Below are 23,874 nucleotides of genomic sequence, written 5' to 3' on the forward strand. Positions count from 1 at the left end.
TAACTCTAGGGGCAGTTGACTGCGGCGAATCGGCTCATTCCATGAGAAAGACCTGTTCCGCGGCCGCCCACCACTCGCCGTCGCGGGCTTCCGGCACGCGTTCCTGGCAGGGGTCGGTGAGCTTCCACCACTCCTGGGTGGCCGGGTCGTCGGCCAGCACGGCGAGATCGGCGGCGAGATCGGCGCCGTGGTACTCGAAGTAGCTGAAGAGCCGGTCGCCGAGCAGATGGATCGAGTAGTTGGCGATGTGGCTGGCGCGCAGCCGGGCGAGGACGGGTTCGGGCACCGCCGCGTGCAACTCCCGGTACTCGGCGAGCTTTTCGGGCCTGACCCGGATGACTTGTGCGATCCGCTCCATGCGAGATCACCTCCCGCTCCGGAACGTATAGGAAAAGTGCGCATACGGCGAGGGCGGGCGAGGAGAGGGCGCGAGGTTGCCGGGGATTCACGTCCGAGGGGTTGACTCCGAGCCCGTGCGCGCCGCTAGCCTCACCCTCGCGTCAACTTCCTATAGGAAATAAGTCGGTTGCCCAGGAGGGCGTCATGACCGCACCACCCGCTCCGCCCCTCCCCCGCTTCGTCAAGGTGGTCGCCGTGCTCGGCGGCATGGCGGGTCTGCTGTACGGCTTCGACTCCGGTGCCATCGCGACCGCGCTGCCCTTCGCCACCGAGCGGTTCGGCCTCACCTCCACCCAGCAGGGCCTGGTCACCAGCCTGATCCTGCTCGGCGCGCTGCCCGCGATCGCCGCCGGCGCCCTCGCCGCCGGACGGTTCGACCGCCGCCATCTGCTGATCGCGGCCGGCGTGATCTTCATCGTCGGCTCGGTCGGCTGCGCGGTGTCCACCAGCGTGGCGGCCCTGCTCGTCTCCCGTTTCGTACTCGGGCTCGCGGTCGGCCTGGCCAACATGTTCGGCCTGATCCACCTGACCGAGCTCGCCCCCAAACGCGTACGCGGCATGATCAGCGCCCTCTACCAGCTCAGCGTCAACGTGGGCATCCTGATCGCGTACGGAACCGGGGACGCGCTGCGTTCCTCCGGCTCCTGGGAGTGGATGCTCGGGCTCGGCGCGGTGCCCGCCGTGCTCTTCCTGGCCGGGATGCTGCTCAGCCCGAACAGTCCGCGCTGGCTGACCCTGCGCGGCCGGGACGCCGAGGCCCGGAGCGTACTGCTGCGGCTGCGGGCCACGCCCGCCGAGGCGGACACCGAGGCGTCCGAGATCCGGCAGAGCCTGCGCCAACAGGAGGCCGGACTGCGGGAGTTGCTGCACCGCAACCGGCGGGCCCTCGCCATCGGGCTAACCCTGACCTTCTTCCAGGTGTTCACCGGCATCAACGCGGTCGTCTACTACGCCCCCACCGTGTTCGCCGACGCCACCGGCCACTCCGCGTCCACCGGCGTCATCGCCAACTACAGCGTCGGCGGCGCGCTGGTCGTCTCCACCGCGCTCTCCCTCCCCCTGATCGACCGGCTCGGCCGGGTGAAGATGCTCGCCCTGAGCCTCGGCGGCCAGATCCCGCCGTTGCTCCTCCTCGCCCTCTTCCCGCACTCCGCGACGCTCGACGTGATCTGCGTCTCCGTCTTCACCTTCGCGTTCGGCTTCGGGCTCGGCCCGGTGTTCTGGCTGTACGTCCCGGAGATCCTGCCGCTGCGGGCCCGTGCGCTGGGCATGGGCGTGGTCACCTTCACCCAGTACCTCTTCAACTTCCTCTTCTCCCTGACCTTCCCTGACGTCCTGGCCGCGATCGGCTTCCGGGTCTTCGGCATCTACGCGGTCCTCTCCGCACTCGGTCTGGCCTTCGTGCTGGCCAAGGTGCCGGAGACGGCGAACCGTTCGCTGGAGGACATCGAGGCCGACTGGCGCCGCCGGGACGGGGAACGCACCGCACGAGAAAGCGAGGTGACGACCGTATGACCAAGATCGTCGACGTGGGCACCAGGCTGGTCCACATCGAGCCGGAGACCCTGCGCACCGACGCCGCCCAGACCTTCGTGCGCCAGGAGACGATCCTGGTCACGGTCCGGACCGACGACGGGCTCTCCGGAACCGGGTATTCCTACACGATCGGCACCGGTGGCTCCTCCGTACTCGCCCTGATCCGCGACCACCTGGCCGCCACGGTACTCGGCGAGGACGCACGTAACGTCGAAGCGGTCTGGGCACGCATGCTGGCCGCCACCCGCGCCACCGCGTTCGGCGTGCTGACGTCGCTCGCGCTCGCCGCCGTGGACACCGCGCTGTGGGACCTGCGCTGTCTGCGCGCGGGCGAACCGTTGTGGCGGCTGGCGGGCGGGGCGCATCCGAGCCTGCCGGTGTACGACACCGAGGGCGGCTGGCTGCACCTGACCCAGGAGGAACTCGTCGAGAACACAACTGCCGCCCAGCGAGCTGGACTTCGTGGCGCAAAGCTCAAGGTGGGCAAGCCGACCGCGGTGGAGGACGCGGAACGTCTCGCTGCCGTGCGCGAGGCGGTGGGGCCCCGCTTCGAGCTGATGGTCGACGCCAACCAGTCCCTCACCGGGGCGGAGGCGATCCGCCGCGCCCGTACCTTCGAACCGCTCGACATCGCCTGGTTCGAGGAACCCCTCCCGGCGGAGGACGTCGCGGGCCACGTCCGGCTCGCCCGCGCCACGACGGTCCCGGTCGCGGTGGGCGAATCGATGTACAGCGCGGGCCACTTCGCGGAGTACCTGTCGGCGGGCGCGGCCGGGATCGTACAGGCCGATGTGGCCCGGGTCGGCGGCATCACCCCCTGGCTGAAGATCGCCCACGCGGCGGAGGCCTTCAACGTGAAGGTCGCCCCGCACTTCCTGATGGAACTCCACACGAGCCTCGCCTGCGCGGTCCCCGCCGGAATGTACGTCGAACACATCCCGCAACTCGGCGCGATCACGCACAGTGCGCTGCACATCGAGGACGGGCACGTGATCCCGCCGGAGGCACCGGGGCTGGGAATCGAGTGGGACGAGGATGCGGTGGAGGGGCGGAGGGCGGCATGACGGACGCACCATCGCCGCAGCTGCGGATGGCGGGGCGCACCGTCGCCGCCGCGGGCGGAGAGCGGGACACACCGTCACCGCCGCTGCGGATGACGGGACTTCCCGGCGAGTCCCGTCCCGATGCGCCCTGACCCCGTCACGTCGTGGCACGCCACGACGCGTGCCGGCGCGGCACGGCACGGGACGGGACGGGGCGGCGCGGGACGGGACGGGGCGGCGCGGGGCGACAGGACGGGACGGCACGGGACGAGAACGGCACGGGACGGGAGCGACACGGGGGCGGGAGCGGCACGGGGGCGGCACGGGGGCGGCACGGGGGCGGCACGGCACGGACGGGACAGGGCGGATGGGACAGGGCGGCACGTGCAGTCGCGCGTCCCGTCGCGGCACGGCACAGCGCGCCCCGTCGCAGCACGCGCCATCGCGCGGCCCAGCACGAGCGTCCTGTCAGCACGGCGTGTCCCGTAGCGCGTCCCGGCACGGCACGTGCCGCCGTGCATACGGCACGTGCCGTGCATTCGGATGGCCCGGCGGACCACCGTCCCTCCCGGCCGACGGCACTTGCCCCTGGCCCGGTCCCGCCCGCTCCCCCGACCCCAGGCCCTCGGGCTCCCACCTCCCACACCTCCCGCCTCCCGCCTCCCGCCTCCCGCCTCCCGCCTCCCGCCTCCCGCCTCCCGCCTCCCAGCATTGCCTCCTCGGGCACGGACTCCCCCACATGCCTCCGCATGGACTTCCGTCCCGAGTGCTTGGACTCCGAGCCCCGAAATCGCACCGGCCCCGGGAGGGTTCGCGCCTGTCTCGGGCATCCTGCATCGCACGGAGTCGATCCCTCTCCCACGTACAGCGCCACTCCCCCTCTCCTCTCCGGAAGGACCTGGCCATGTCCGTCAGCCGACGAATTTTCGTCACGGGATTCACCGCCACGGCCGCCGCGACAGCTCTCGCTCCCGGCAGCCCCGCCGCCGCTGCGGGCCGCACACCGCCCGCACCCACCCCCGCACCCACCCCCACCCGGCGGCCCACCCGCCCGACCTCGTACCGCATCCCCGTGCACCCCACCGACACCCCCGGCCAACTCGTCGCCAAGGCAAGCGCGTTGCGTCCCGACGAGCGTCAGGTGGCCTGGCAGCGGCTGGAGCGGACGGCCTTTCTGCACTTCGGTGTGAACACCTTCACCGGCCTGGAGTGGGGCACCGGCGACGAGGACCCGAACCTCTTCCAGCCCGTCGGCCTCGACACCGACCAGTGGGCGCGCGCCCTGCGCGACGGCGGGTTCAAGCTGGCCGTCCTCACCGTCAAGCACCACGACGGCTTCGTCCTCAGCCGGTCCCGGTACACGACCCACAGCGTCCGTTCCTCCACCTGGCAGGGCGGCAGGGGCGACGTACTGCGGAACTTCACCGCCTCCATGCACGCCCACGGCATCAAGGTCGGCATCTACCTCTCGCCCGCCGACGAGAACCAGTTCCTGCACGGCGTGTACGCCAACGGCAGTGCGCGCAGGCCCCGTTCGATCCCCACGCTCGTCGAGGGCGACGACCGGGCGGGCACGGCGCTGCGCCGCTTCGACCTCCCGGCCACCGACTACGGCGCGTACATGCTCAACCAGCTGTACGAGGTCCTCACCGAGTACGGGCCGGTCGACGAGGTGTGGTTCGACGGCGCACAGGGCCGGATCCCACCGGACAAGGTCGAGAAGTACGACTGGGACAGCTGGTACGCGCTGATCCGCGCGCTCGCCCCGAAGGCGTCCGTCGCCGTCAGCGGCCCTGACGTGCGCTGGGTCGGCAACGAGGGCGGGCTGGCGCGCGAGAACGAGTGGAGCACCGTACCGGTGAAGGAGACGGAGGGGGCGTACGGGCGGACCGATTACGCGCTGCCGTACGACGCCCCCGACCAGGGCAGCCGGGACGCGCTGGTCGAGGCGCGCGAGGTCGCGCAGTACCTCCAGTGGTGGCCTGCCGAGTGCGACGTGTCGATCCGGCCGGGGTGATTCTACCACGAGGAGCAGAAGCCGAAGTCGACCGAGGCGCTGATCGACATCTACTTCCGTTCGGTGGGGCGCAATGCGGTGCTGCTGCTGAATGTGCCGCCGAACAAGCAGGGGCGGCTGCCAAAGGCGGACGTGGCGGCGCTGCGGGCGTTCCGGGAGCGGGTGGAGCGGGAGCTGCCGCGCGATCTGGCGTGCGGTGCGCGCGCCCGGGGCGACGGGTGCGGCCCGGCACGTGCCGTGGACGGCGACCCGGACACGGCGTGGGTCGCCCCCGGCGCATCGAGAGGAAGGCTGACCGTCGATCTCGGTCGTACCCGCCAGATCGACCGGATCCGGCTCGTCGAGGACATCCGCCAGGGCCAGCAGGTCGAACACGCGCTGGTGGAGGCCGAGTTGACGGACGGTACGTGGCGGAAGGTCGCCGAGACGGGGGTGATCGGGGCCGGCCGGATCCTGCTGCTGCCGGGACCGGTGACCGCACGGCGGTGGCGCCTGCGGATCACAGGATCGCGCGCGGCGGTGAACGTGGCGCAGTTCGGGCTGTACCGCTCGGCGGTCTGACTCCGGTTCGCGGCGGGGCGGGCCGCTCGCGCCGACGGCGCCGCCCCGGGCGATCCGGCCCCCTCAGCTCAGCTGCACCGAGCGGGTGGAATTGCCCATGACCATCCGGTCGATCGCACTGACGGCGCTGCTCGGGTCGCTCGCGGCGCCGACCGCGACCAGCAGGGGTACGTAGTGGTCGGCCGTCGGATGGGCCACCGAGGCACCGGGAGCCTTGCGCCGGTAGTCGGTGAGGGCATCGACATCGCCCCGCCCGAGCGCGTCGACGGCCCACTCGTCGAAGGCTTCGGTGTGTGCGGCGAGGTCCGGGTCGCGGAAGACCGCGAAGCTGTGGGTCATGAAGCCCGAGCCGATGACCAGGACGCCTTCGTCGCGCAGGGATCGCAGACGTGCCCCGAGATCGAGCAGGCCGGCGGGATCGAGGCTGGGCATCGACAGCTGGACGACCGGGACGTCGGCCGCGGGATACATGGCCATGAGGGGGATGAACGCGCCGTGGTCGAGGCCTCTGTCGGGGTGCTCGTGCACCGTGCTCGTCGGACCGAGCGCGGCCGCGAGCCGGCGGGCGAGGTCGGTCGCGTCCGGGGTCGCGTAAGGCAGGGTCTTGTAGCGGGGGTGGAAGCCGCTGAAGTCGTAGTGGAGCGGGGTGCCCGCCGCCGCGCCGGAGATCGCGGCCGGGGCGTCCTCCCAGTGTGCCGAGACGATCACGACGGCTTTCGGTTTGGGCAGGGAGTGCGCCCAGGTGAACAGGTCGTCGAGCCACTGCGGATCGTCGAGGGTGAAGGGCGCTCCGTGGCTGATGAACAGGCTCGGCAGTGCCCCGTCGGAGGGGACCCAGAGCTGCTGTTCCCGGGCCGGAGAGAGGGTCCGGGCGAGGTGGTCGTCGTAGGCCCCGGCCGGGATGCGGGGGATGTCGGGGACGTGCGTGGTGGTCATGGTGTGTCACTCCTTACCGAGCAGGGGGCGGGCGTGGCCCGGGCGGCCTGATCGTCGGGCCGCCCGGGACTTGTTCCGCGCGATTCACCTGTGCCTGGCGGCTCGCGGCTCGCGGCTCGCGGCTCGCGGTGCTCAGCCGAAGATCGTGCTCTCGGTCGCGTAGAGGAAGCGGGTCCGGGAGCGGTCCAGGAAGTTCTCCTCGTCCGCGGCGACGGTCGTGGTGTAGGTGTCGGAGGTGAACCAGCGGGCGGCGTCGGCGATGTCGTCGACCCACACCTCGGCGACACCGTCGTAGTCGGCGGTGCTGATGCCGGGTATCTCGTCGCCGGTGGGCAGGAGTTGGACGTAGCGCCGGACCGGGACCGCTCCGGCGGGCAGGCCGGAGAGCAGCGGGGTGTGCTTCTGCGTCCAGTAGTCCACGAACTCCTCGTGGGAGAGGTCCGCCCGCCGGGTCAGGAAGATGCTGAGCTTGATCACAGAGGACTCCTTGAGGCCACTTTTGACTTGCCTGGGCAACTCAAAAGGTAGACCACATTGACTTGCCCAGGCAACAGATATCTCTTGCCTGGGCAAGTAGAATGAATCTCATGGATGAACCGTCACCGTGGCTCGACAGCGAGCAGCAGGAACTCTGGCAGGACCTTCTCACCGTCGTGATCGCGCTGCCCGCGGCCCTGGACAGGCAGCTGCAGCGCGACGTGGGCATCTCGAACTTCGAGTACGGCGTGCTCGCCCGGCTGTCGATGGCACAGCAGGCCACCATGCGGTTCAGCGAACTGGCCCGGGAGTGCGACAGCACCCTCCCGCGGCTGTCGAAGCTGATGGACCGCTTCGAGGCACGGAAGTGGACCGTTCGCCGAACCGACCCGAGCGACGGTCGCTACACCCTGGCCACGCTGACCGACAGCGGCCGGCAGAAGTTGACCGACAGCGCACCGGGGCATGTGGCGCAGGTGCGCCGACTCGTGTTCGACCCCCTCACCGCCGCACAGCGCCGCCACCTCGCCACAGCACTCTCCAGCGTCGCCGAGACCTTGCGACGGGAGGCGGGAGGCGGCCCCACCGGGTGAGTGAACCCTCCGCAGGCACGCCCCACGAGCCCCACGAGCGGCACGGCAGAATTGCCGCCATGGTGCAGCTGCGGGTTCTCACGGCAACCGACTGGCCACTGTGGCGGGACACCCGCCTCGCCGCGCTGGGCGAGTCCCCGCACGCCTTCAAGGCGCGGCTCGCGGACTGGCACAGCGGTGGGGAGGAGCAGTGGCGTGCACGCCTGGCGATGCCCGGCGCCTACAACATCGTCGCGTTGCTGGACGGCCGAACGGCCGGGATGGCCGCAGGCCTCCCCGGAGGCAGCGGTGCGTACGAACTGAGGTCGGTGTGGGTCAGCTCCCGGGCACGGGGCCGCGGGGTAGGGGACCGTTGCCCGACGGCGTGACCAGAGAGCACGTGATGCTGAACCCGCTTCGCCGTCGGTGACCGACGGCGCCCCCTTCGCTCGCACCCCGGCCCGGTTACATGCATGATGGGCGTTTTGGTGAGTTTCGTTACATTCTCGATGGATGGCCCACATATGGGGTCCGTAGCTTCGTCGGTGTCAGCAGGACACAGCACGACACCGCACGAAGAATGTGGAGCGCCATTCCCATGAGCATCAGCCGCAGCACCCTCCGTACCGCCGCCGTCGCCACCGGTGTGACTGTGGCCTTCGCCCTTCCGATGGGTGCCGCGTTCGCGGACGACGGTGCCCCCGCGCCCAAGGACGACACGGTCAGCACGCCGGACAACGGCGGCAAGGACGACACGGGCACCACCCCCGACAAGGACAGCAAGGACACGGGGACGGACCAGTCGAAGGGCGACCAGGACGGGCAGAAGGACAAGGGCACGGACAAGGACAAGGGCACCACGGACGGCAAGGACAGCAAGGACAGCAAGGACAAGACTCCTCAGCCGTCCTTCGTCCGCTCCGTGAAGCTCGTCGACGGTTCCACCGCCAAGGTCTACAAGACCGGCGAGAACTCCTACAAGGCCGTCGTCACGGCCAACGGCTCCGAGGTGGGCACCCTCGTCAGCACCGACGGGAAGCCTGCCAAGGGTGAGCTGAACGGGATGTTCGTGGTGCTGAACCCGGACGGCAACGTCGTGTCCTGGATCAACCCGGTCGACAAGCCGAAGCCCCAGCCCAAGCCGAAGCCCCAGCCGCACAAGGACACGCACACCCACACGAACCACGCGCACAAGCAGGTCCGGCCCGTGCAGCCCGCACAGCCCGTGCACCCCGCGTCCGGCCAGAAGGTCATACCCAAGGGCGGCGTCAAGGCCGGTGCCGAGAACGTCGGCGCGTCCTCGCAGGGGACCGACCCCACTCTCCTCGCGGCCGGCGGCGGACTGGCCGCCGCCGGTGCGGCCGGACTCGGCTTCGCCGTGCTGCGCGGCCGCCGCAGCGAGAGCTGACACGAGGGCCGGGCAGCTCAGCCTCGTCGCCTCAGGTAGACGCCCCAAGTCACCACCAGGCACAGCACGTAGTACGCGAGGAACGCCAGGTACGCCGCGTCGCCCGTCCCCTCCGTGAGGAAGGACTGCCGGAACGCGATGTTCACCAGCACCCCGCCCAGCGCGCCCACCGCGCCCGCGATGCCGATCACGGCGCTCGCCCGGCGGCGGGAGCGGTTCCCGGCCTCGGCCGGGTCCGCCCCCGCCGCCGTTTCGCGTTCCGCCTTCGCGTGGAAGATGCCGGGGATCATCTTGTACGTGGAGCCGTTGCCGACCCCCGAGAAGAGGAAGAGGGCGACGAAGCCGGTCAGGAACAGCGGCAGCGACCCCGCCCGTGAGGCGAGCAGCACCAGCAGCGCGCCCGCCGCCATCGCCACGAAGTTCCAGAAGGTGACCCGCGCCCCGCCCCACCGGTCGGCCAGCGCCCCGCCGACCGGCCGGACGAGGGACCCCAGCAGCGGTCCGAGGAAGGTCAGGTACGCGGCGCTGACCGCGGTCGGGAAGTCCGCGTGGAACTGCACCAGCAGCACCTGCCCGAAGGCGAAGCCGAAGCCGATGAAGGAGCCGAAGGTACCGATGTAGAGCAGCGACATCACCCAGGTGTGCGGCTCGCGGGACGCCTCGCGCAGGGCGCCCCGGTCGTTGCGCAGCGCGGGCAGGTTGTCCATCCGGAGGGCGGCGGCCACCGCCGCGAGCACGATCAGCGGGACGTACAACAGCGGTACGAGGCGCGGGTGTTGGGATCCGGCCGTCGCCAGCACCAGCAGGCCGAGCAGCTGTACCGCCGGTACGCCCAGGTTTCCGCCGCCCGCGTTGATGCCGAGTGCGCGACCCTTGAGGTGCTGGGGGTAGAAGGCGTTGATGTTGGCCATCGAGGAGGCGAAGTTGCCGCCGCCGATGCCCGCTACGGCGGCCACCCAGAGCAGGGTCGTATAGGAAACGCCCGGTTCGAGGACGTAGGCGGTGAGCAGGGCGGGGAGGAGGAGGGCGAGTGCGCTGATGACGGTCCAGTTGCGGCCGCCGAAGATCGCCACGGCGAAGGTGTACGGGAGGCGGAGCGCGGCGCCGAGCAGAGTGGGCACGGCGGTGAGGACGAACTTGCCGGCCGGGTCGATGCCGTACTCGGGGCCGAGGAAGAGGACGAGGACCGACCACAGGCTCCACACGGAGAAGCCGATGTGCTCGGAGAGCACCGAGAAGAGGAGGTTGCGGCGGGCGACCTTCGCGCCGGTGGCCGCCCAGAAGGCGGGATCCTCGGGCTGCCAGTCCTCCAGCGGAGGACGAGTGCGGGTGCGGGTGCTCTGCGGGGGACGGACGGTGGTGGTCATGGAGAAGGCCGCCTAACTTCCGTACGGGGCAGGTGAGTTGGTACGTACCGGCCAGACCGGCAGCGCTGCCGGACCGCCGTCCGGGGTCTCTTCGTCGTCGAGGCAGACGCCGGTGCGCAGGTCGAAGGCCTGCTTGTACATCGGGGAGAGGACGACGGGCACGCCGCCGCGGCTGCCGAGCAGCCCGCGCGAGATGACGTGCGCGCCGCTGAAGGGATCGCGGTTGCCGACGGCGTGGACGGTGCCGGAGCGGTCCCGGTAGAGGGCGATCTGCTCGCCGCCGACGAGGGCGGCGACGCCCCGGCCGGGGACGAGGGAGTCGTACGGGCAGACGGGGAACCACTCGTCCCCGACGGCCACTTCGACCATCGCCGACGCGACAAGGGGAGCGCTCATGGCTGCGGAGCCCACAGCTGCGGTGCTCATACGAGGGACCTCACTTCCAGGGTGGCGCCCGCGACGAACGTGTCGGCGGGGCGGATCTGCTCGCGCTCCGGTACGAAACGGATCGTCGGGTCAGGCGTGCCGGGTGCGTTGACGAAGGACACGAAGCGGGCGAGACGGTCGGGGTCGTCGAGGGTGGCGCGCCATTCGTCCTCGTACGAGGTGATGTGACGGCTCATCAGTTCGTCCAGCTCCGCGCAGATGCCGAGCGAGTCGTCGACGACGACGGCACGGAGGTGGTCGAGCCCGCCCTCCATGCGCTCGATCCAGGGCGCGGTGCGCTCAAGACGGTCGGCGGTGCGCACGTAGAACATCAGGAAGCGGTCGATGGTCCGCAGCAGGGTGTCGTAGTCGGCGTCGGTGAGCAGCAGGTCGGCGTGGCGGGGGGTCATGCCGCCGTTGCCGCCGACGTAGAGGTTCCAGCCGGCCGAGGTGGCGATGACGCCGAAGTCCTTGCTCTGTGCCTCGGCGCACTCGCGGGCGCAGCCGCTGACCGCCGACTTGAGCTTGTGCGGGGCGCGCAGGCCCCGGTAGCGGAGCTCCAGCTCGATGGCGAGGGCCACGGAGTCCTGGACGCCGTACCGGCACCAGGTCTGCCCCACGCAGGACTTGACCGTGCGCAGCGACTTTCCGTACGCGTGGCCCGACTCGAAGCCCGCGTCCACCAACCGCCGCCAGATGACGGGGAGTTGGTCGACCGATGCACCGAACATGTCGATCCGCTGACCGCCGGTGATCTTCGTGTAGAGGCCGAAGTCGCGGGCGATCTCGCCGATGGTGATGAGCCCGGCGGGGGTGACTTCACCGCCGGGGATGCGGGGGACGACGGAGTAGGAGCCGTTGCGCTGGAGGTTGGCGAGGAAGTGGTCGTTGGTGTCCTGGAGGGCGGACTGTTCGCCGTCCAGGATGTGCCCGGAGACTCCGAGGGCCGGGCTGAGGGAGGCGAGGACGGAGCCGACGACGGGCTTGCAGACCTCGCAGCCCTCTCCCCCGGACTCCGGCTGCCCGTGTTCGTCGATGAGCTGCGCGAAGGTGGTGAGGCCCTTGACGCGCACGATCTCGTACAGCTCGGCCCGGGTGTGTGTGAAGTGCGCGCACAGCCCGCGGCTCAACTCGACGCCCTGCGAAGTGAGTTCTTCGGCGACGAGCGTGCCGAGGAGTTTGACGCACGAGCCGCAGCCGGTGCCCGCGCGGGTGCACTTCTTCACGGCGGGTACGTCCGCGCAGCCGCCGTCGGCGACGGCCGAGAGGATGGCGCCCTTGGTGACGTTGTGGCAGGAGCAGACCACGGCCTCGTCGGGGAGGGCGATCGGTCCGGGTGCCGCGCCGATCGAGGCGGGCAGGACGAGCTGCTCGGGCGGGGCTGTGAGCGGCGCGCCGGACAGGGCGAGCGGGCGCAGCAGGTCGTACGAGTCGGTGTCGCCGACCAGGACGCCGCCGAGGAGCGCGCCGTCGGCGCCGATGACGAGTTTCTTGTAGACGCCTTCGCGGCTGTTGGCGTACAGCACTTCGAGGGAGTCGGCGGTGGTGCCGTGCGCGTCGCCGAAGCTGGCGACATCGACACCGAGCAGCTTGAGCTTGGTGGAGAGGTCGGCGCCCGTGAACTCGCCTTCTTCCTCGGTCAGTTGCTTCGCCACCGCCTCGGCCATCTGGTATCCGGGTGCCACCAGCCCGTACACCCGGCCGTCGGAGGCGAGTGCGCACTCGCCGATCGCCCAGATCGCGGGGTCGGCGGTCCGGCAGCCGGGGTCGACGACGATGCCGCCGCGCTCGCCCACGGGCAGCGCGCAGTCGCGGGCGAGCTGGTCCCGGGGTCGTACGCCCGCCGAGAAGACGACGAGGTCGGTGTCGACGGTCGCGCCGTTGGAGAGCACCATGCCGGTGACGGCGCCTTCGGCGCCGGTCTCGACGGTCTGGGTGCCCGCGCCGGTGTGCACGGTGACGCCCAACTCCTGGATTTTGTCCCGGAGTACGGCGCCGCCGCCCTCGTCGACCTGGAGGGCCATCAGACGCGGGGCGAACTCCACCACGTGCGTGTCGAGTCCCATCGCGCGCAGCGCGCCCGCCGCTTCGAGGCCGAGCAGTCCGCCGCCGACGACGGCGCCGACCCGGGCACTGTCGGCAGCCGCCCGGATGGCCTCCAGGTCCTCGATGGTCCGGTAGACGAAGCAGCCGGCCGCGTCGTGCCCGGGGACGGGCGGCACGAAGGGGTACGAGCCGGTGGCCAGCACCAGCGCGTCGTAAGGGAAGACCTCTCCGGAGCGGGCGGTGACCGTGCGCGCCGCGCGGTCGATCGCTTCGGCGGGGTCGCCGAGCCGCAGGTCGATGCCGTGCTTCTCGCCGAACTCCCCTTCCCACATGGAGAGTTCGTCGGCGGTGGTGCCGGAGAACCACGAGGTGAGGTGGACCCGGTCGTACGCGGGTCGGGGCTCCTCGGCGAGGACGGTGATCCGCCACGCGGGCGCGTGCCCGCCGCGCTCGGCGAACGCTTCGAGGAAGCGCTGGCCGACCATGCCGTGGCCGACGAGGACCAGCTGCCGGGCGTCTTTTTCCGTCACTGGAGGGCTCCTTCGATGGGGGTGAGCAGGTCGAGGGGGCGCGACGGCAGCGGCTCGCCCCTCTCGTAGGTGCGGGTGAGTTCGCCGATCGGGGCGAGGTCGCCGACGAGGATCGCGCCGACCAGCCGGTCGCCGCGCATCACGAGCTTCTTGTACGAGCCGTAGGCGCCCCGCGTCCCGTCGGCGAGCCGCAGCGCGTCCCCGTCGGTGTCCGCGACCTCGCCGAACGCGGCGATCTCGAGGGCGCCCGCGGTGAGCCGGGACATGCCGTGCGCCCCGGTGTAGAGCGCGTCCGGGCCGGCCCCGGAGAGCCGGGCGGCCAGCACGTCGGCCTGCGCCCAGGCGGGTCCGGTCAGACCGTGGACGGCGCCCCGGTGTTCGGTGCAGTCGCCGATCGCGTACACGTGGGGTGCGGAGGTGGCGAGGCGGTCGTCGACGACGACGCCGCGCCGGACGTCGATCCCGGCGGCGCGGGCGAGCCCGGTGCGGGGGCGGACACCGCAGGTGAGGACGGCAAGGTCGCAGTCGAGGACATGGCCTCCGGCGAGTTCGACGCCGGTGACGGTGGCGGTGCCGTGGACGGCTCGGGCTCGGTTGCCGGGGTAGACGGCGGCGCCCATGCCTTCGAGAGCGCGGCGGACGGTGGCTCCGGCCTCTTCGTCGAGATGACGTTCCATCACATGCGGGCCCTGGTGCACCACTTCGACCAGCACGCCGAGTGCGGCGAGCGCCCGAGCGGCGCTCACGCCGAGTACGCCGCCGCCGATGACGACGGCCCGCTTCGCGCCGCGGGCCGCGTCCGCGAGAGCTACGCAGTCGGCGAGGGAGCGGAAGGCGTGGACGCCGTCCTTGAGCTCGCGCCCGTCACCCCTGGATCCGGCAGCCGGTTCTGCGTGCAGGCCCTTGACGGGCGGCAGTACCGGGTTCGCGCCGGTCGCGAGGACCAGGACGTCGTACGACGCCGTCTCCCCCGTGTCCGTACGCAGCGTCCTGGCCGCCGTGTCGAGGGCGACGACCTCCGCGCCCGTACGGACGGCGGCACCGCCGGTCGGGAGGGTGAGCGCGTCCGGGGTGTACCGGCCGTCGAGGACGCCGGCGAGGAGGGCGCGGTTGTAGGGGGCGTGCGGCTCGTTGCCGTGGAGCGTGAACTCCAGTGCACCGGAGGGGGCTTGGGCCAGTGCCTGCTGGGCGAGGCGGGCGGCGGCCATGCCCGCGCCGACCACGGCGATGCGTGTCGTCACGATGCCTTCTCCACTTTCACCGCGCACACCTTGAACTCCGGCATCCGCGACTGCGGATCCAGCGCCGGGTTGGTGAGCGAGTTCGCTCGGCCGTCGCCCGCCCAGTGGAACGGCATGAACACCGTGTCCGGGCGGATGCCCGTGGTGATGCGTGCGGGGGCGGTGGCCCGGCCGCGCCTGCTGGTGACGGCGAGCAACTCCCCTTCCGCGACGCCCAGTCGGGAGGCGAGGCGGGGGTGCAGCTCGACGAACGGGCCGGGGGCCGCGCTGTTCAGCGCGGGCGTGCGGCGGGTCTGGGCGCCGCTCTGGTACTGGGCGAGGACGCGGCCGGTGGTGAGGTGGAGGGGGTACTCGGCGTCGGGCTCCTCGGCGGCGGGCCGGTGCGAGACGTCCGCGAAACGGGCCCGGCCGTCCGGGGTGGCGAACCGGTCGAGGAAGAGGCGGGGAGTACCGGGGTGGTGGGTGGTTGCCGTTGCCTGCGGCGCTTGCCCCTCCCCGCCCCTTCCCGCTGTGACACTTCGCGGCTCCGCCGCAGGCGCTGCCGCGGGGCTGGTGGTCGTCGTGCGGGTGCGTCGTGGCTGGTCGCGCAGTTCCCCGCGCCCCTGAAGGGGCACGGCCGGGCACGGCCAGAAGACGCCGTCCTCTGCTCGGATGCGCTCGTAGCTGATGCCCGAGTAGTCGGCCTGGCCCCCCGCCGATGCCTCGCGCAGTTCGGTGAAGGCCTCCTCCGCGTCGTACGGGAACCCCTTCTCCCACCCCAGCCGCGCCGCGAGTCCGTGCAGGATCCGGAGGTCGGTGCGCACCTGGCCCGGCGGGCGTACCGCCGCCTGCCGGAGGATGACGCGGCCCTCCAGGTTGGTCATGGTGCCGGTCTCCTCGGCCCACTGCGCGGAGGGGAGGACGACGTCGGCGAGTGCGGCGGTCTCGGAGAGGACGACGTCGCACACCACCAGCGCGTCGAGTGCCCGGATCCGCTCGGTGACGTGGCGGGCGTTCGGGGCGGAGACGACCGGGTTGGAGCCCATCAGCAGCAGTGCGCGCACTCCGCCCTCGGTGCCGAGCGCGTCGAGGAGTTCGTACGCGGAGACGCCCGGACCCGGAAGGTCCGCGGGGTCGACGCCCCACACCCCGGCGACGTGGGCGCGGGCGGCCGGGTCGGTGATGGACCGGTAGCCGGGCAGCTGGTCGGCCTTCTGGCCGTGCTCGCGTCCGCCCTGGCCGTTACCCTGCCCGGTGAGGCAGCCGTATCCGGACAGCGGGCGCCCGGCCCGGCCCGTCGCCAGGCTCAGGTTGATCCACGCGCCGACCGTGTCGACGCCCTTGGACTGCTGCTCGGGGCCGCGTGCGGTGAGCACCATCCCGGTCCCGGCACCCACGAACAGCTCGACGGTGCGCCGGAGTTGGGACACCGGTACGCCCGTGAGGGCCTCCACCCGCTCGGGCCAGTGCGCCATCGCGGCCGCGCGGGCCGCATCGTAACCGCTCGTACGGGAGGAGACGAACTCCTCGTCGACGTGTCCGCCCGCGATGACCAGGTGCAGGAGCCCGAGGGCGAGTGCCAGGTCGGTGCCGGGGGCGGGGGCCAGGTGGAGGTCGGCGAGGTCGGCCGTGCGGGTGCGGCGCGGGTCGACAACGATCAACTTGCCGCCGCCTTCCCGCATTTCACGCAGATAGCGGACGGCGGGCGGCATCGTGTCGGCGAGGTTGCTGCCGACGAGGATCACGCAGCCGGTGCGCGCCACGTCCGCGAGGGGGAAGGGCAGGCCCCGGTCGAGGCCGAAGGCGTTGCGGTGGGCGGCGGCCGCGGACGACATGCAGAAGCGGCCGTTGTAGTCGATGTTGGCCGTACGCAATGCGACCCGGGCGAACTTGCCGAGCAGGTACGCCTTCTCGTTGGTCAGCCCGCCGCCGCCGAACACTCCGACGGAGTCCCGGCCGTACCGTGCGCGGGCGGAGACGAAGGCCTCCGCCGCCCGGTCGAGGGCCTCGTCCCAGGTCGCCTCGCGCAGCGGCCCTCCCCTGCCGTCCCGTACGAGAGGCGTGGTGAGCCGGACGCCGGGTGCGAGGACGGCGGCGGCGCTGTGGCCCTTGCCGCACAGGGCCCCTTGATTGACGGGGAAGTCGGGCCGCTCGACGATCTCCACCGGCTGCTCCGCCGATTCTCCGGCCGGGCGCAGCCGCATCCCGCACTGCAGCGAGCAGTACGGGCAGTGGGTGTCGACGAGTGCACCGGGGACGAGTGCACCGGGGGTGGCCGCCGTGGTCGCGTTCATGGGCCCCACCGTGCCCGCGCGCCGTTACGCGCCCACGTCCCGTGCGTTGCGCGGACGGTAAGGACCGCTCACTCTCCGCAGGTCAGCGCGCGAGGTGCCGGACACACGCCCGTAGCGCAGGGCTAACTCCCAGGAGACGAGTCGGCAACAGGGGCTTAACAACTCTCGGTCACTGTCGGGCCATGACTACCGCGATGCCCCCCACCCCTGCTCCGCCGGAGGGCTCACTGGCCGGACTGACGGTCGGTGTGACCGCCGACCGCCGCCGGGACGAACTCGAAGCCCTGCTGCGACGGCGCGGCGCGAAGGTCGTCTCCGCTCCGGCCCTGCGGATCGTCCCGCTCGATGACGACTCGGTCGTACGGGAGGCCACCGAGTCGTGCCTGTCCGCGCCGCTGGACTACGTGGTCGCCACGACCGGTGTCGGCTGGCGCGGCTGGATCAGCGCGGCGGAGGGCTGGGGTACGGGCGCGCGCCTCGTCGACGCGTGCCGGGAAGCGACGGTGATCAGCCGGGGCCCGAAGTCGACCGGCGCGATCCGGGCGTCCGGGCTGCGCGAGAGTTACGCACCCGCTTCCGAGGCCGTCGACGAGATGCTGGCCTGGCTGCTCGACCACGAACTGGCCGGGAAACGGGTCGCGGTCCAGGAACACGGGGCGCCGCTCCCGGAGTTCACGGCCGCGCTGCGGGCCCGCGGCGCGGAGGTGGTGGAGGTGCCGGTGTACCGGTGGGGTCCGGCGGCGGACCCCGAAGCGGTGCGCCGACTGGTGGAGTCGACGGTACGGGGCGAGGTGCACGCGCTGCCCTTCACGAGCGCCCCCGCGATCGAGGCGTTCCTGGCGGCGGCGCAGGAGACGGGCCGCCGCGAGCAGCTCCTCACCGCGCTCCGTACGGACGTCCTGGCGGCCTGCATCGGCCCGGTGTGCGCCCGCCCGCTGCTGGCGGCGGACGTACCGTGCGTGTGGCCGGAGCGGGGCCGGCTCGGCGCGCTCGTACGCACCCTGGACCAGCAGCTTCCCGCCCGCCACCGCCGCGAACTCACCTTCGATGGCGTGCAGTTGACCCTCCAGGGGGCGTCGGTGTCCGGCCCGTCGGGAACGGTCCTCCTCACCCCGCTCCCCGCCGCGATCCTGCAGGCACTGGCCGGGCGCCCCGGCACGGTCCTCAGCCGCGCCGAGCTGCTGCGGCGCGCCTGGGCCGCGGACCCCCGTACGCCGCGCCCCACCGACGAGCACATGGTGGAGGCGGCGGTGGCCCGGCTGCGGACCGCCCTCGGCCCGTACTCCTCACTGGTCCGTACGGTCACCAAGCGGGGGTACCGGCTGGCGGTGGACCCCAGGTGAGCCGGCCGATGCCCCCTCTCCTCGCCGTCGCGCACGGCACCCGGGACCCGGCGGGCACCGCCGCCACCGAGGAACTCCTCGACCGGGTGCGGGAGTTGCGGCCAGGGCTGTCCGTGGTCCTCGCGTACGTGGACGTGGCCCGCCCGCACCTCTCGGACGTGCTCGCCGGGCTCTCGGGGGAGGTCGTCCTGGTCCCCCTCCTCCTCGGCACGGGCTTCCACATCCGGGTGGACATCCCGGACGCGCTGGCCGCCGCCCCGCACGTACGGGCGCGGATCTCGCGCGCACTGGGCCCGCACCCGCTGCTCGCGTCCGCGCTCGCGGACCGGCTGGCGGAGGTACGCGCTCCTGCCCGCGGCCCCGTCGTACTCGCCTCCGCAGGCTCCAGCGACCCGACGTCCCGGGCCGCGACCGCCACCATGGCCACCCTCCTCACCCGCCGCCTCGGCCGCCCCGCGATCCCCTCCTATCTGTGCGGCGGCGCCCCGACCCCGGCCGCCGCGGTGGCGGCGCTGCACGCGGAGGGGTACCGGGACGTGGCGGTGGCGAGCTATCTGATGACCCCGGGTTTCTTCGCCCGCAAGGCGGCGTCCGGCACCGGAACGGTGACGTCCGCCCCGCTGGGCGCACACGGGGCGGTGGCCCGGCTGATCCTGGACCGGTACGACGGGGCGAGTTCCGGTCGGTGAGCCCGTCCGCCCCTGTGAACGGGTGACAACTGCCCTACGGCAGCCGCAGGTCCGTACAGCCGTGCTGCTTCGCCGCGTCGGTGGCGAAGGCCTTGAGAGCGGCGGCTTCGAAGGCGGGGTCGGGCTTGCCCCTGTGCCTGAGCGTGAACAGGGCGCGCTCGGGCGAGCCCGGGCACCGGGCGGTGGCCGATGCATAGTCGTTCTGGGCTCCAAAGTACTGCTGGAACTGTGGGTTCGCGGTACTGGTGTTCCGGAAGGCCTTCGCGTACGGCCCGAAAGTGGCGGCCAGCTCGTACCCCAACTGGTGCTTCGACGTGAGGAGGGTGCACTCGGTGAGCGGGGCGTTCTTCTCTGCGGGTTCTTCCAGGGCCAAGGTGGCACCGGCCTGCGCGGCGGCGGATTTCAGGGGGCGCAGCGGGGCGCATGTCCCCTGTGCCCCGGCGAGTGGAACGGCGTCGGAATTGCGGGGCTCCTTCTCCACGTCCTTGACCTCGGGCCCCGGGGAGATCGCGCAGCCGAACTGCTTCGCCGCACGCTCCGCGGACTTCACGGAGAAGCTCGCCAGTTCGGTACGGACCTTCCACTTGTCGAGCGTCTTGACGCCCATCAGTGAGACGTCGACGAGAAGGCTCTCGTCCTTGCGGTCGAGGCACGGCAGATTGACCGTGGCGGTGGAACCGGCGACCACGGCGGGCCAGCCGTTCACCGGGTGGATCCTTTCCCCGCCGACCGTGCCCCCGAGCGACTGCGCGTCGGCTTTGCTGCCCCACCGCACATCGACCCACACAGAGCGGGCCGCGGCAGGGCCGTCGCCCATGACCACGCACTGGGTGAGGCTGCCGGGCCGCACCGGGGCGGTGTACTCGATCTCTTTGGCGGCATCGCCGGTGAGTACTTCACGCAGGGCGGGCCGGTCCAGCGTCCCCGCACAGGCGCTCGCCGGATCCGGCGTCAGCCAGCGGTCGTACGTACCGGAGAAGTAGAGGGCACCGGCGGCCAGCACGACGAGGGCGAGGGCGCCGATGGCGACCCTGGCCGGGCGGATGCGGTGAGCTGTGGAGTGCATGAGAGGTGGTTCGGTCCGCTCTGGTAGTGCGTGTGAGGGGGGCGGGGCCGGTGTGGCGCGGTGCCGGTCAGAAGTCCGGTCGCATCGCGCGGAGCGCTCCGTCCCTCCCCTTCTCGTAGTTCCCCTGACCGTGGCCGACCAGGTTCCGTACGAAGTCGTCCTGCGGCTCGTGCCCGTGGGACTTGGCCCATGCCGCGACCATGCCGTCGACCTCCAGCTGCCCCGCGTTGAAGATCCGGGCGTTCTCCTTGGTCGCTTCCAGGTTCGCTTCCGCGATGCGTTCCTTCGTCGCCTCGTACGACACGAAGTCGACCACCCTGTTGACGATGTCGCCGGTCGGAGCGATCGCCGCCGGCGCGGCAGGACCGTACGCCGCACCCACGAACGTCAGTGCCGCTCCCGAGGACGTGGTGAGCGCGTGGTTGAAGTCGTTCGCCCACTGGGTGTTGTTGAAGCGCTTGTCGAAGACGACGTCCGACCGCACTCCGTCGTACGCGCCGAGGGCCGCCGACGTCTCCTGGATGCGCGCCCGCGTGCTGTCGCTCCCTGAGTCGTTCGGCATGCCGGTGAAGAGGTCCTGGGAGTACTGCTTCTCGGCCCGGTACATCTGGCCGAAGGCCTCGGGGTCGTCCGCCGCGCCCCGCATGACCTTCACCAGATCGTCCTTGGGCACGGCCATCCGGACCGTGCCGTCCTCGTCCTTCCAGACCTCGTCCTTGCCGTTGTAGGTGACGTTGTCCATGCCGAGGATCTGGTGGCTGTCGGGCGTGTAGTCCGTCAGCATGTTCGCGAGGGGCTTCTGGAGGTTGGCGGGGAGCTTGTCCGCGTGCCCCGACTCGTTCAGCACGCCGATGGTCTCGTTCATCACCCGGGCCTGCTCCAGACCGTGGCCGCCCAGCTTGTGTTCCGTGCCGGGCTGGTGGCCGGTGGCGGCGGCTTCGAGCGCCGCGCCGAAGCCCTGGCGGACGTCGTGCTCGGCGACGTCCTTGCCCGCGGTCTCGACCCGCAGGTACTCCCTGGTGTCGGCCAGGTCCCAGTCCCGCTTGTCCAGCAGGTACTTGAGGTTGTCGTTCTTCTCGTGCGGGCCGGGGTCGAGGTAGGCGGTGGCGGCGGCCGGGTCCTTCGCCATGATGCCGAGGACTCCGTCCAGGGGGTCGTTGGCGAACCAGCTGTCGTTCTTCCCGGTCTTCTTGTTGTCGCCGAAGTCGCCGCGCAGGTCCCAGATGTCCGGGTCGCCGCCCTTGTCCTTGTCCTCGGCCTTGCGGATGTCGTTCGCGGTGTCGTGCAGGAACCTGTCGGAGTAGCCGCCGCCCTGCTGCATGAGGGTGACCAGGCTCTGGTAGCCGCGTGCCTTCTGGCCGTGCCCGTGGCCGACGTCGATCTTGTTCCCGGCGACGTCGAGGTCGTACTGCTTGACCCCGGCCGACTGCATCTGCGTACGGAATTTGTCGTAGAAGGCCGAGTTCGGGTTCTGCGTCGCGGTGGCCAGCGTGGTCGCCAGCCCCTTCTGCAGTCCCAGGTAGTCCTTGTTGTGGCTGTCGCCGGAATGCCCCAGGTCGGTGAGCGAGTTGTTGAACTTCAGGGTTCCTTCGGCGCCCAGGCTGCTGAGGAGGGTCCGGCCGAACACCTCGTCCTTGGCGTTGTCCCGGAAGGACCGCTGGGCCTCCTGGAGGTCCTGGTCGGTGGCCTTGCCGGAACTGACCCGCTCCGCGATGTCCTTGAGCGCCTGGGCCTCGTACTTCTCGATGTCGCCCTGGGCGCCGGAGTTGAAGCCGTTCGTCGTGCCGTCGAGGGGCTTGGAGTCGACGACGACGGCCCGGAGCGCGATCTCGGTCCCCTTGTCGGCGTCGTTCACGGCCCGTACCGCCTGGTCGATGAGCTGCTGCCAGGAGTTGACCGACTTGTGCATGGCCTGCTGGTAGTCGGGATCGTGCTGCATGGCGCTGAGCTCGGAGGCGGTCAGCTTCTCGGAGTCGAAGGTGACGACCCCCTGGTCGGAGACCTTCATCCCGGCCTCGACCGCTTCCCGCCGGGCGCTCTGGAGCTTGCCGCGCAGCTCGACGAACCGGGTGTGCGCGTCCCGGAGCAGGTCGGCCACCGCCTTGGCCTCTTTCCTGGCGTACCGGAACTCCCTGAGGGTGACGCCGAAGCGGCTGTGGGCCGCGTCGGCGCTGAGCCCCTGCCAGGTCTCCCCCAGGGAGACGCCGTACACGTCCCGCCGGTAGGCCAGCTCCTGCTTCTTGAACTCACCGGCCATGCCGTCCCATCGGGTGGCGGCGGTGGTGAGCGCGGAGAGCTCGGTGGTCATGATCTCGTGGTACGTCGGCATGCTTCCCCCGGAGACGCTGAAACTGAAGCGGGCACTTGGTACTTGGCGCTTGGCGCTTGGCACCTTTCGGCCGTCGGCCGTCGGCTGGAGCCTGGCTCAGAGCCGGTCGATTGCCGACGGCGGCCGGATGTCCCCGCCCACCCCGAGATCGGTGCCGGTGAGCAGCAGGTTCGTGCTGCGCAGTGCGGTACGTTCCGAACCCAGCCGGCTCATCAGGCCCCGTACCTGCTTCTCCCACGCCTTGTTGACCTTCCTGAGGCCCGCCGAGGTCAGCCAGCCGTGCCCGTCCTTGGCGTCGAACGCCTTCACCGCGGTCCCGGTCTCCTGATCGGCGTGGTCGCCCGCCTTGCGGGTGTCCGGTTCGATGTGCTCCTGGAGCGCGTTCGCGGCGGCGCGCTTCCTGGCGGGTGACGAAGCCATGTTCGGCAGCCCTCCACTCGGCCCCAAGGGCCCGGCGGGCCCGCCGCCCGGCCCCGGTAGCGTGCCGTCCAACGCCATGGTGAAGCCCCTCTCCCCGTACATCACGTGCACCTGCGGTCCGTACGCTCGTCACCAAGCACCGGACGTCGAACTCGAAGGTCAGAACCGCAAGTTAACAAGGTGATCTTCCTAGCCTGCGGAGCTGCTGCGGAGACCATGTCACCGAGTGTGAACATCCCGCGCAGACCGGTTCCGCCCGTCGGCGGGTCACGGTGCGGCAGGTGCGGGGGCCGTCTGGTGCAGGGCTGCGCGAAGCGCCCGGTTGAAGCGTTCGGGCTGGTCCTGCTGGGACATGTGCCCTGCGCCCTCGATGACCGTCAGCCGGGCACCGGGGATCAGGCTCGCGCACTCGCGGGGAATGGCGAGCGGGACCTCGGTGTCGAGTTCACCGTGCAGGAACGTGGTGGGCACGCGCACCCGGCCCAGCCGACCGCGCGGGTCGTAGTCGGCCTGGTCGACGACGAGTCGGTCGATGCGGCGGGTCGACTCCAGGAGCTCGCGGACCGTCCGGTCGATCGTCGCGGTGTCCGCACCGGGGCGGTACCAGTGCGGGACGAAGTCGGCGAGGGTGCCCGCCCGGTCGGCGCGCAGCTCCGCCAGCAGCCTGTCCATCGACTCCCGCATCCCGGAGAAGTGGTGGAGGCCGGCGTCGACGGGGACGATCGCACCGATCTTGTCCGGAGCGGCCAGGGCCGCCTCGACGGTGAACGCCCCCGCGATGGACGATCCGATCAGCACCGGCTCGTCCAGTGCCAGAGCGTCGACGAACTCCAGGATGTCGTGGGTGATCCCGGCGATGGTGTAGCCGGTGGCGGGCCGGTCCGAGCGACCGCAGCCCCGCCAGTCGACGGTGATCACACGGTGATCGGCCCTCAGGTCGGCGGTCTGGCCGTCCCACACCCGCCCACTGGTGCCCCAGCCGTGCAGGAACACCAGGGGGCGGCCGGCGCCGTGGTCCTCGTAGTAGAGCCGGGTGCCGTCGACGAACGCGTAGGGCATTTCTACTCTCGCTTCCTTGCTCCAGAGGCCATTTCAGAGGCCGCTCGTGGGGCGGTTCCAGGGGTGGTTCCAGGGGCCATTCCAGCGGACGGGCCGGTGCGGACCAAGGGGCGATCCGCTCCTAGACTGATCAGGA

The 23,874-nt window shown here is 71.4% G+C and carries 21 protein-coding genes and 2 pseudogenes; 11 read left to right on the top strand and 12 right to left on the bottom strand.

What is annotated here, in order from left to right; all coding sequences use genetic code 11:
* Positions 1 to 34 precede the first annotated feature (34 nt).
* Positions 35 to 358, bottom strand: a complete 324-nt coding sequence (locus ACH4SP_RS01105; protein WP_398408074.1) for an L-rhamnose mutarotase — start codon at positions 356 to 358, stop codon at positions 35 to 37.
* On the opposite strand from ACH4SP_RS01105, the gene ACH4SP_RS01110 reads away from it, so the two are divergent.
* From ACH4SP_RS01110 to ACH4SP_RS01135, 6 genes and pseudogenes are all read left to right on the top strand, one after another.
* Positions 343 to 1,914, top strand: a complete 1,572-nt coding sequence (locus ACH4SP_RS01110; protein ID WP_398408075.1) for a sugar porter family MFS transporter — start codon at positions 343 to 345, stop codon at positions 1,912 to 1,914. The two genes, ACH4SP_RS01105 and ACH4SP_RS01110, sit on opposite strands and share 16 nt — an antisense overlap.
* Positions 1,911 to 2,999, top strand: coding sequence for a mandelate racemase/muconate lactonizing enzyme family protein (locus ACH4SP_RS01115; RefSeq protein WP_398408076.1), 1,089 nt, complete (start codon positions 1,911 to 1,913; stop codon positions 2,997 to 2,999). The genes ACH4SP_RS01110 and ACH4SP_RS01115 overlap by 4 nt, the downstream gene beginning before the upstream one ends.
* A complete protein-coding gene (locus ACH4SP_RS01120; protein ID WP_398408077.1) occupies positions 2,996 to 3,130 on the top strand; it encodes a hypothetical protein in 135 nt (44 codons plus the stop codon). Before ACH4SP_RS01115 ends, ACH4SP_RS01120 begins: the two co-directional genes overlap by 4 nt.
* A gap of 752 nt (positions 3,131 to 3,882) precedes the next feature.
* A complete protein-coding gene (locus tag ACH4SP_RS01125) occupies positions 3,883 to 4,995 on the top strand; it encodes an alpha-L-fucosidase (protein WP_398408078.1) in 1,113 nt (370 codons plus the stop codon).
* Between the two features lie 15 nt (positions 4,996 to 5,010).
* Positions 5,011 to 5,136: pseudogene (locus ACH4SP_RS01130) on the top strand (alpha-L-fucosidase); the annotation flags it as partial.
* A 21-nt stretch (positions 5,137 to 5,157) separates the two neighbouring features.
* Positions 5,158 to 5,556 carry a discoidin domain-containing protein gene (locus ACH4SP_RS01135; RefSeq protein WP_398409467.1) on the top strand — a complete coding sequence of 133 codons (399 nt, stop codon included), beginning with the start codon at positions 5,158 to 5,160 and terminating at the stop codon, positions 5,554 to 5,556.
* 63 nt (positions 5,557 to 5,619) lie between these two features.
* Here the strand turns inward: ACH4SP_RS01135 and ACH4SP_RS01140 are convergent, their stop codons facing one another.
* Together ACH4SP_RS01140 and ACH4SP_RS01145 are read right to left on the bottom strand one after the other, a co-directional pair.
* Positions 5,620 to 6,372 carry a dioxygenase gene (locus ACH4SP_RS01140; RefSeq protein WP_398409469.1) on the bottom strand — a complete coding sequence of 251 codons (753 nt, stop codon included), beginning with the start codon at positions 6,370 to 6,372 and terminating at the stop codon, positions 5,620 to 5,622.
* Between the two features lie 252 nt (positions 6,373 to 6,624).
* Complete coding sequence (locus ACH4SP_RS01145; protein WP_398408080.1) at positions 6,625 to 6,969, bottom strand: EthD domain-containing protein; 345 nt, start codon at positions 6,967 to 6,969, stop codon at positions 6,625 to 6,627.
* A 110-nt stretch (positions 6,970 to 7,079) separates the two neighbouring features.
* Between ACH4SP_RS01145 and ACH4SP_RS01150 the strand changes: the two genes are divergently transcribed.
* From ACH4SP_RS01150 to ACH4SP_RS01160, 3 genes and pseudogenes are all read left to right on the top strand, one after another.
* Positions 7,080 to 7,562, top strand: coding sequence for a MarR family winged helix-turn-helix transcriptional regulator (locus ACH4SP_RS01150; protein WP_398408081.1), 483 nt, complete (start codon positions 7,080 to 7,082; stop codon positions 7,560 to 7,562).
* A 59-nt stretch (positions 7,563 to 7,621) separates the two neighbouring features.
* A pseudogene (locus ACH4SP_RS01155) lies at positions 7,622 to 7,912 on the top strand (GNAT family N-acetyltransferase); the annotation flags it as partial.
* Between the two features lie 227 nt (positions 7,913 to 8,139).
* Positions 8,140 to 8,949, top strand: a complete 810-nt coding sequence (locus ACH4SP_RS01160; protein ID WP_398408082.1) for a hypothetical protein — start codon at positions 8,140 to 8,142, stop codon at positions 8,947 to 8,949.
* A 17-nt stretch (positions 8,950 to 8,966) separates the two neighbouring features.
* On the opposite strand, the gene ACH4SP_RS01165 is transcribed toward ACH4SP_RS01160, so the two are convergent.
* Genes ACH4SP_RS01165 through ACH4SP_RS01185 form a run of 5 tightly spaced genes read right to left on the bottom strand, consistent with a single transcriptional unit; the run spans position 8,967 to position 16,832 of the window.
* On the bottom strand, positions 8,967 to 10,316 hold the full coding sequence (locus ACH4SP_RS01165) for a nitrate/nitrite transporter (RefSeq protein WP_398408083.1): 1,350 nt from the start codon (positions 10,314 to 10,316) through the stop codon (positions 8,967 to 8,969).
* Between the two features lie 12 nt (positions 10,317 to 10,328).
* Positions 10,329 to 10,742, bottom strand: coding sequence for a nitrite reductase small subunit NirD (gene nirD / locus ACH4SP_RS01170; RefSeq protein ID WP_398408084.1), 414 nt, complete (start codon positions 10,740 to 10,742; stop codon positions 10,329 to 10,331).
* On the bottom strand, positions 10,739 to 13,273 hold the full coding sequence (gene nirB, locus ACH4SP_RS01175) for a nitrite reductase large subunit NirB (protein ID WP_398409471.1): 2,535 nt from the start codon (positions 13,271 to 13,273) through the stop codon (positions 10,739 to 10,741). The genes nirD and nirB overlap by 4 nt, the downstream gene beginning before the upstream one ends.
* A 41-nt stretch (positions 13,274 to 13,314) precedes the next feature.
* Positions 13,315 to 14,559: an NAD(P)/FAD-dependent oxidoreductase gene (locus ACH4SP_RS01180; RefSeq protein WP_398408085.1), complete on the bottom strand. Its 1,245-nt coding sequence runs from the start codon at positions 14,557 to 14,559 to the stop codon at positions 13,315 to 13,317.
* Positions 14,556 to 16,832, bottom strand: coding sequence for a molybdopterin oxidoreductase family protein (locus ACH4SP_RS01185; RefSeq protein WP_398408086.1), 2,277 nt, complete (start codon positions 16,830 to 16,832; stop codon positions 14,556 to 14,558). Before ACH4SP_RS01185 ends, ACH4SP_RS01180 begins: the two co-directional genes overlap by 4 nt.
* A 182-nt stretch (positions 16,833 to 17,014) precedes the next feature.
* Here ACH4SP_RS01185 and ACH4SP_RS01190 point away from each other — a divergent pair, with 182 nt between their 5' ends.
* Together ACH4SP_RS01190 and ACH4SP_RS01195 are read left to right on the top strand one after the other, a co-directional pair.
* Positions 17,015 to 18,175: a uroporphyrinogen-III synthase gene (locus ACH4SP_RS01190; protein ID WP_398408087.1), complete on the top strand. Its 1,161-nt coding sequence runs from the start codon at positions 17,015 to 17,017 to the stop codon at positions 18,173 to 18,175.
* A gap of 8 nt (positions 18,176 to 18,183) precedes the next feature.
* Complete coding sequence (locus tag ACH4SP_RS01195; protein ID WP_398408088.1) at positions 18,184 to 18,864, top strand: sirohydrochlorin chelatase; 681 nt, start codon at positions 18,184 to 18,186, stop codon at positions 18,862 to 18,864.
* A 34-nt stretch (positions 18,865 to 18,898) separates the two neighbouring features.
* On the opposite strand, the gene ACH4SP_RS01200 is transcribed toward ACH4SP_RS01195, so the two are convergent.
* The 4 genes from ACH4SP_RS01200 to ACH4SP_RS01215 all read right to left on the bottom strand — a co-directional run bounded on the left by ACH4SP_RS01200 (position 18,899) and on the right by ACH4SP_RS01215 (position 23,738).
* Entirely contained in the window at positions 18,899 to 19,930 is a 1,032-nt protein-coding gene (locus ACH4SP_RS01200) for a hypothetical protein (RefSeq protein ID WP_398408089.1), read from the bottom strand.
* Positions 19,931 to 19,997: 67 nt separating this feature from the next.
* Entirely contained in the window at positions 19,998 to 22,259 is a 2,262-nt protein-coding gene (locus ACH4SP_RS01205) for a DUF6571 family protein (RefSeq protein WP_398408090.1), read from the bottom strand.
* A gap of 96 nt (positions 22,260 to 22,355) precedes the next feature.
* Entirely contained in the window at positions 22,356 to 22,679 is a 324-nt protein-coding gene (locus ACH4SP_RS01210; protein ID WP_398408091.1) for a hypothetical protein, read from the bottom strand.
* A 267-nt stretch (positions 22,680 to 22,946) separates the two neighbouring features.
* The gene (locus ACH4SP_RS01215; protein ID WP_398408092.1) at positions 22,947 to 23,738 is read right to left on the bottom strand and encodes an alpha/beta fold hydrolase; all 792 of its coding nucleotides are present in this window, start codon (positions 23,736 to 23,738) and stop codon (positions 22,947 to 22,949) included.
* Positions 23,739 to 23,874 lie beyond the last annotated feature (136 nt).

The organism is Streptomyces sp. NPDC021093 (assembly GCF_044333135.1).
GTDB lineage: Bacteria > Actinomycetota > Actinomycetes > Streptomycetales > Streptomycetaceae > Streptomyces.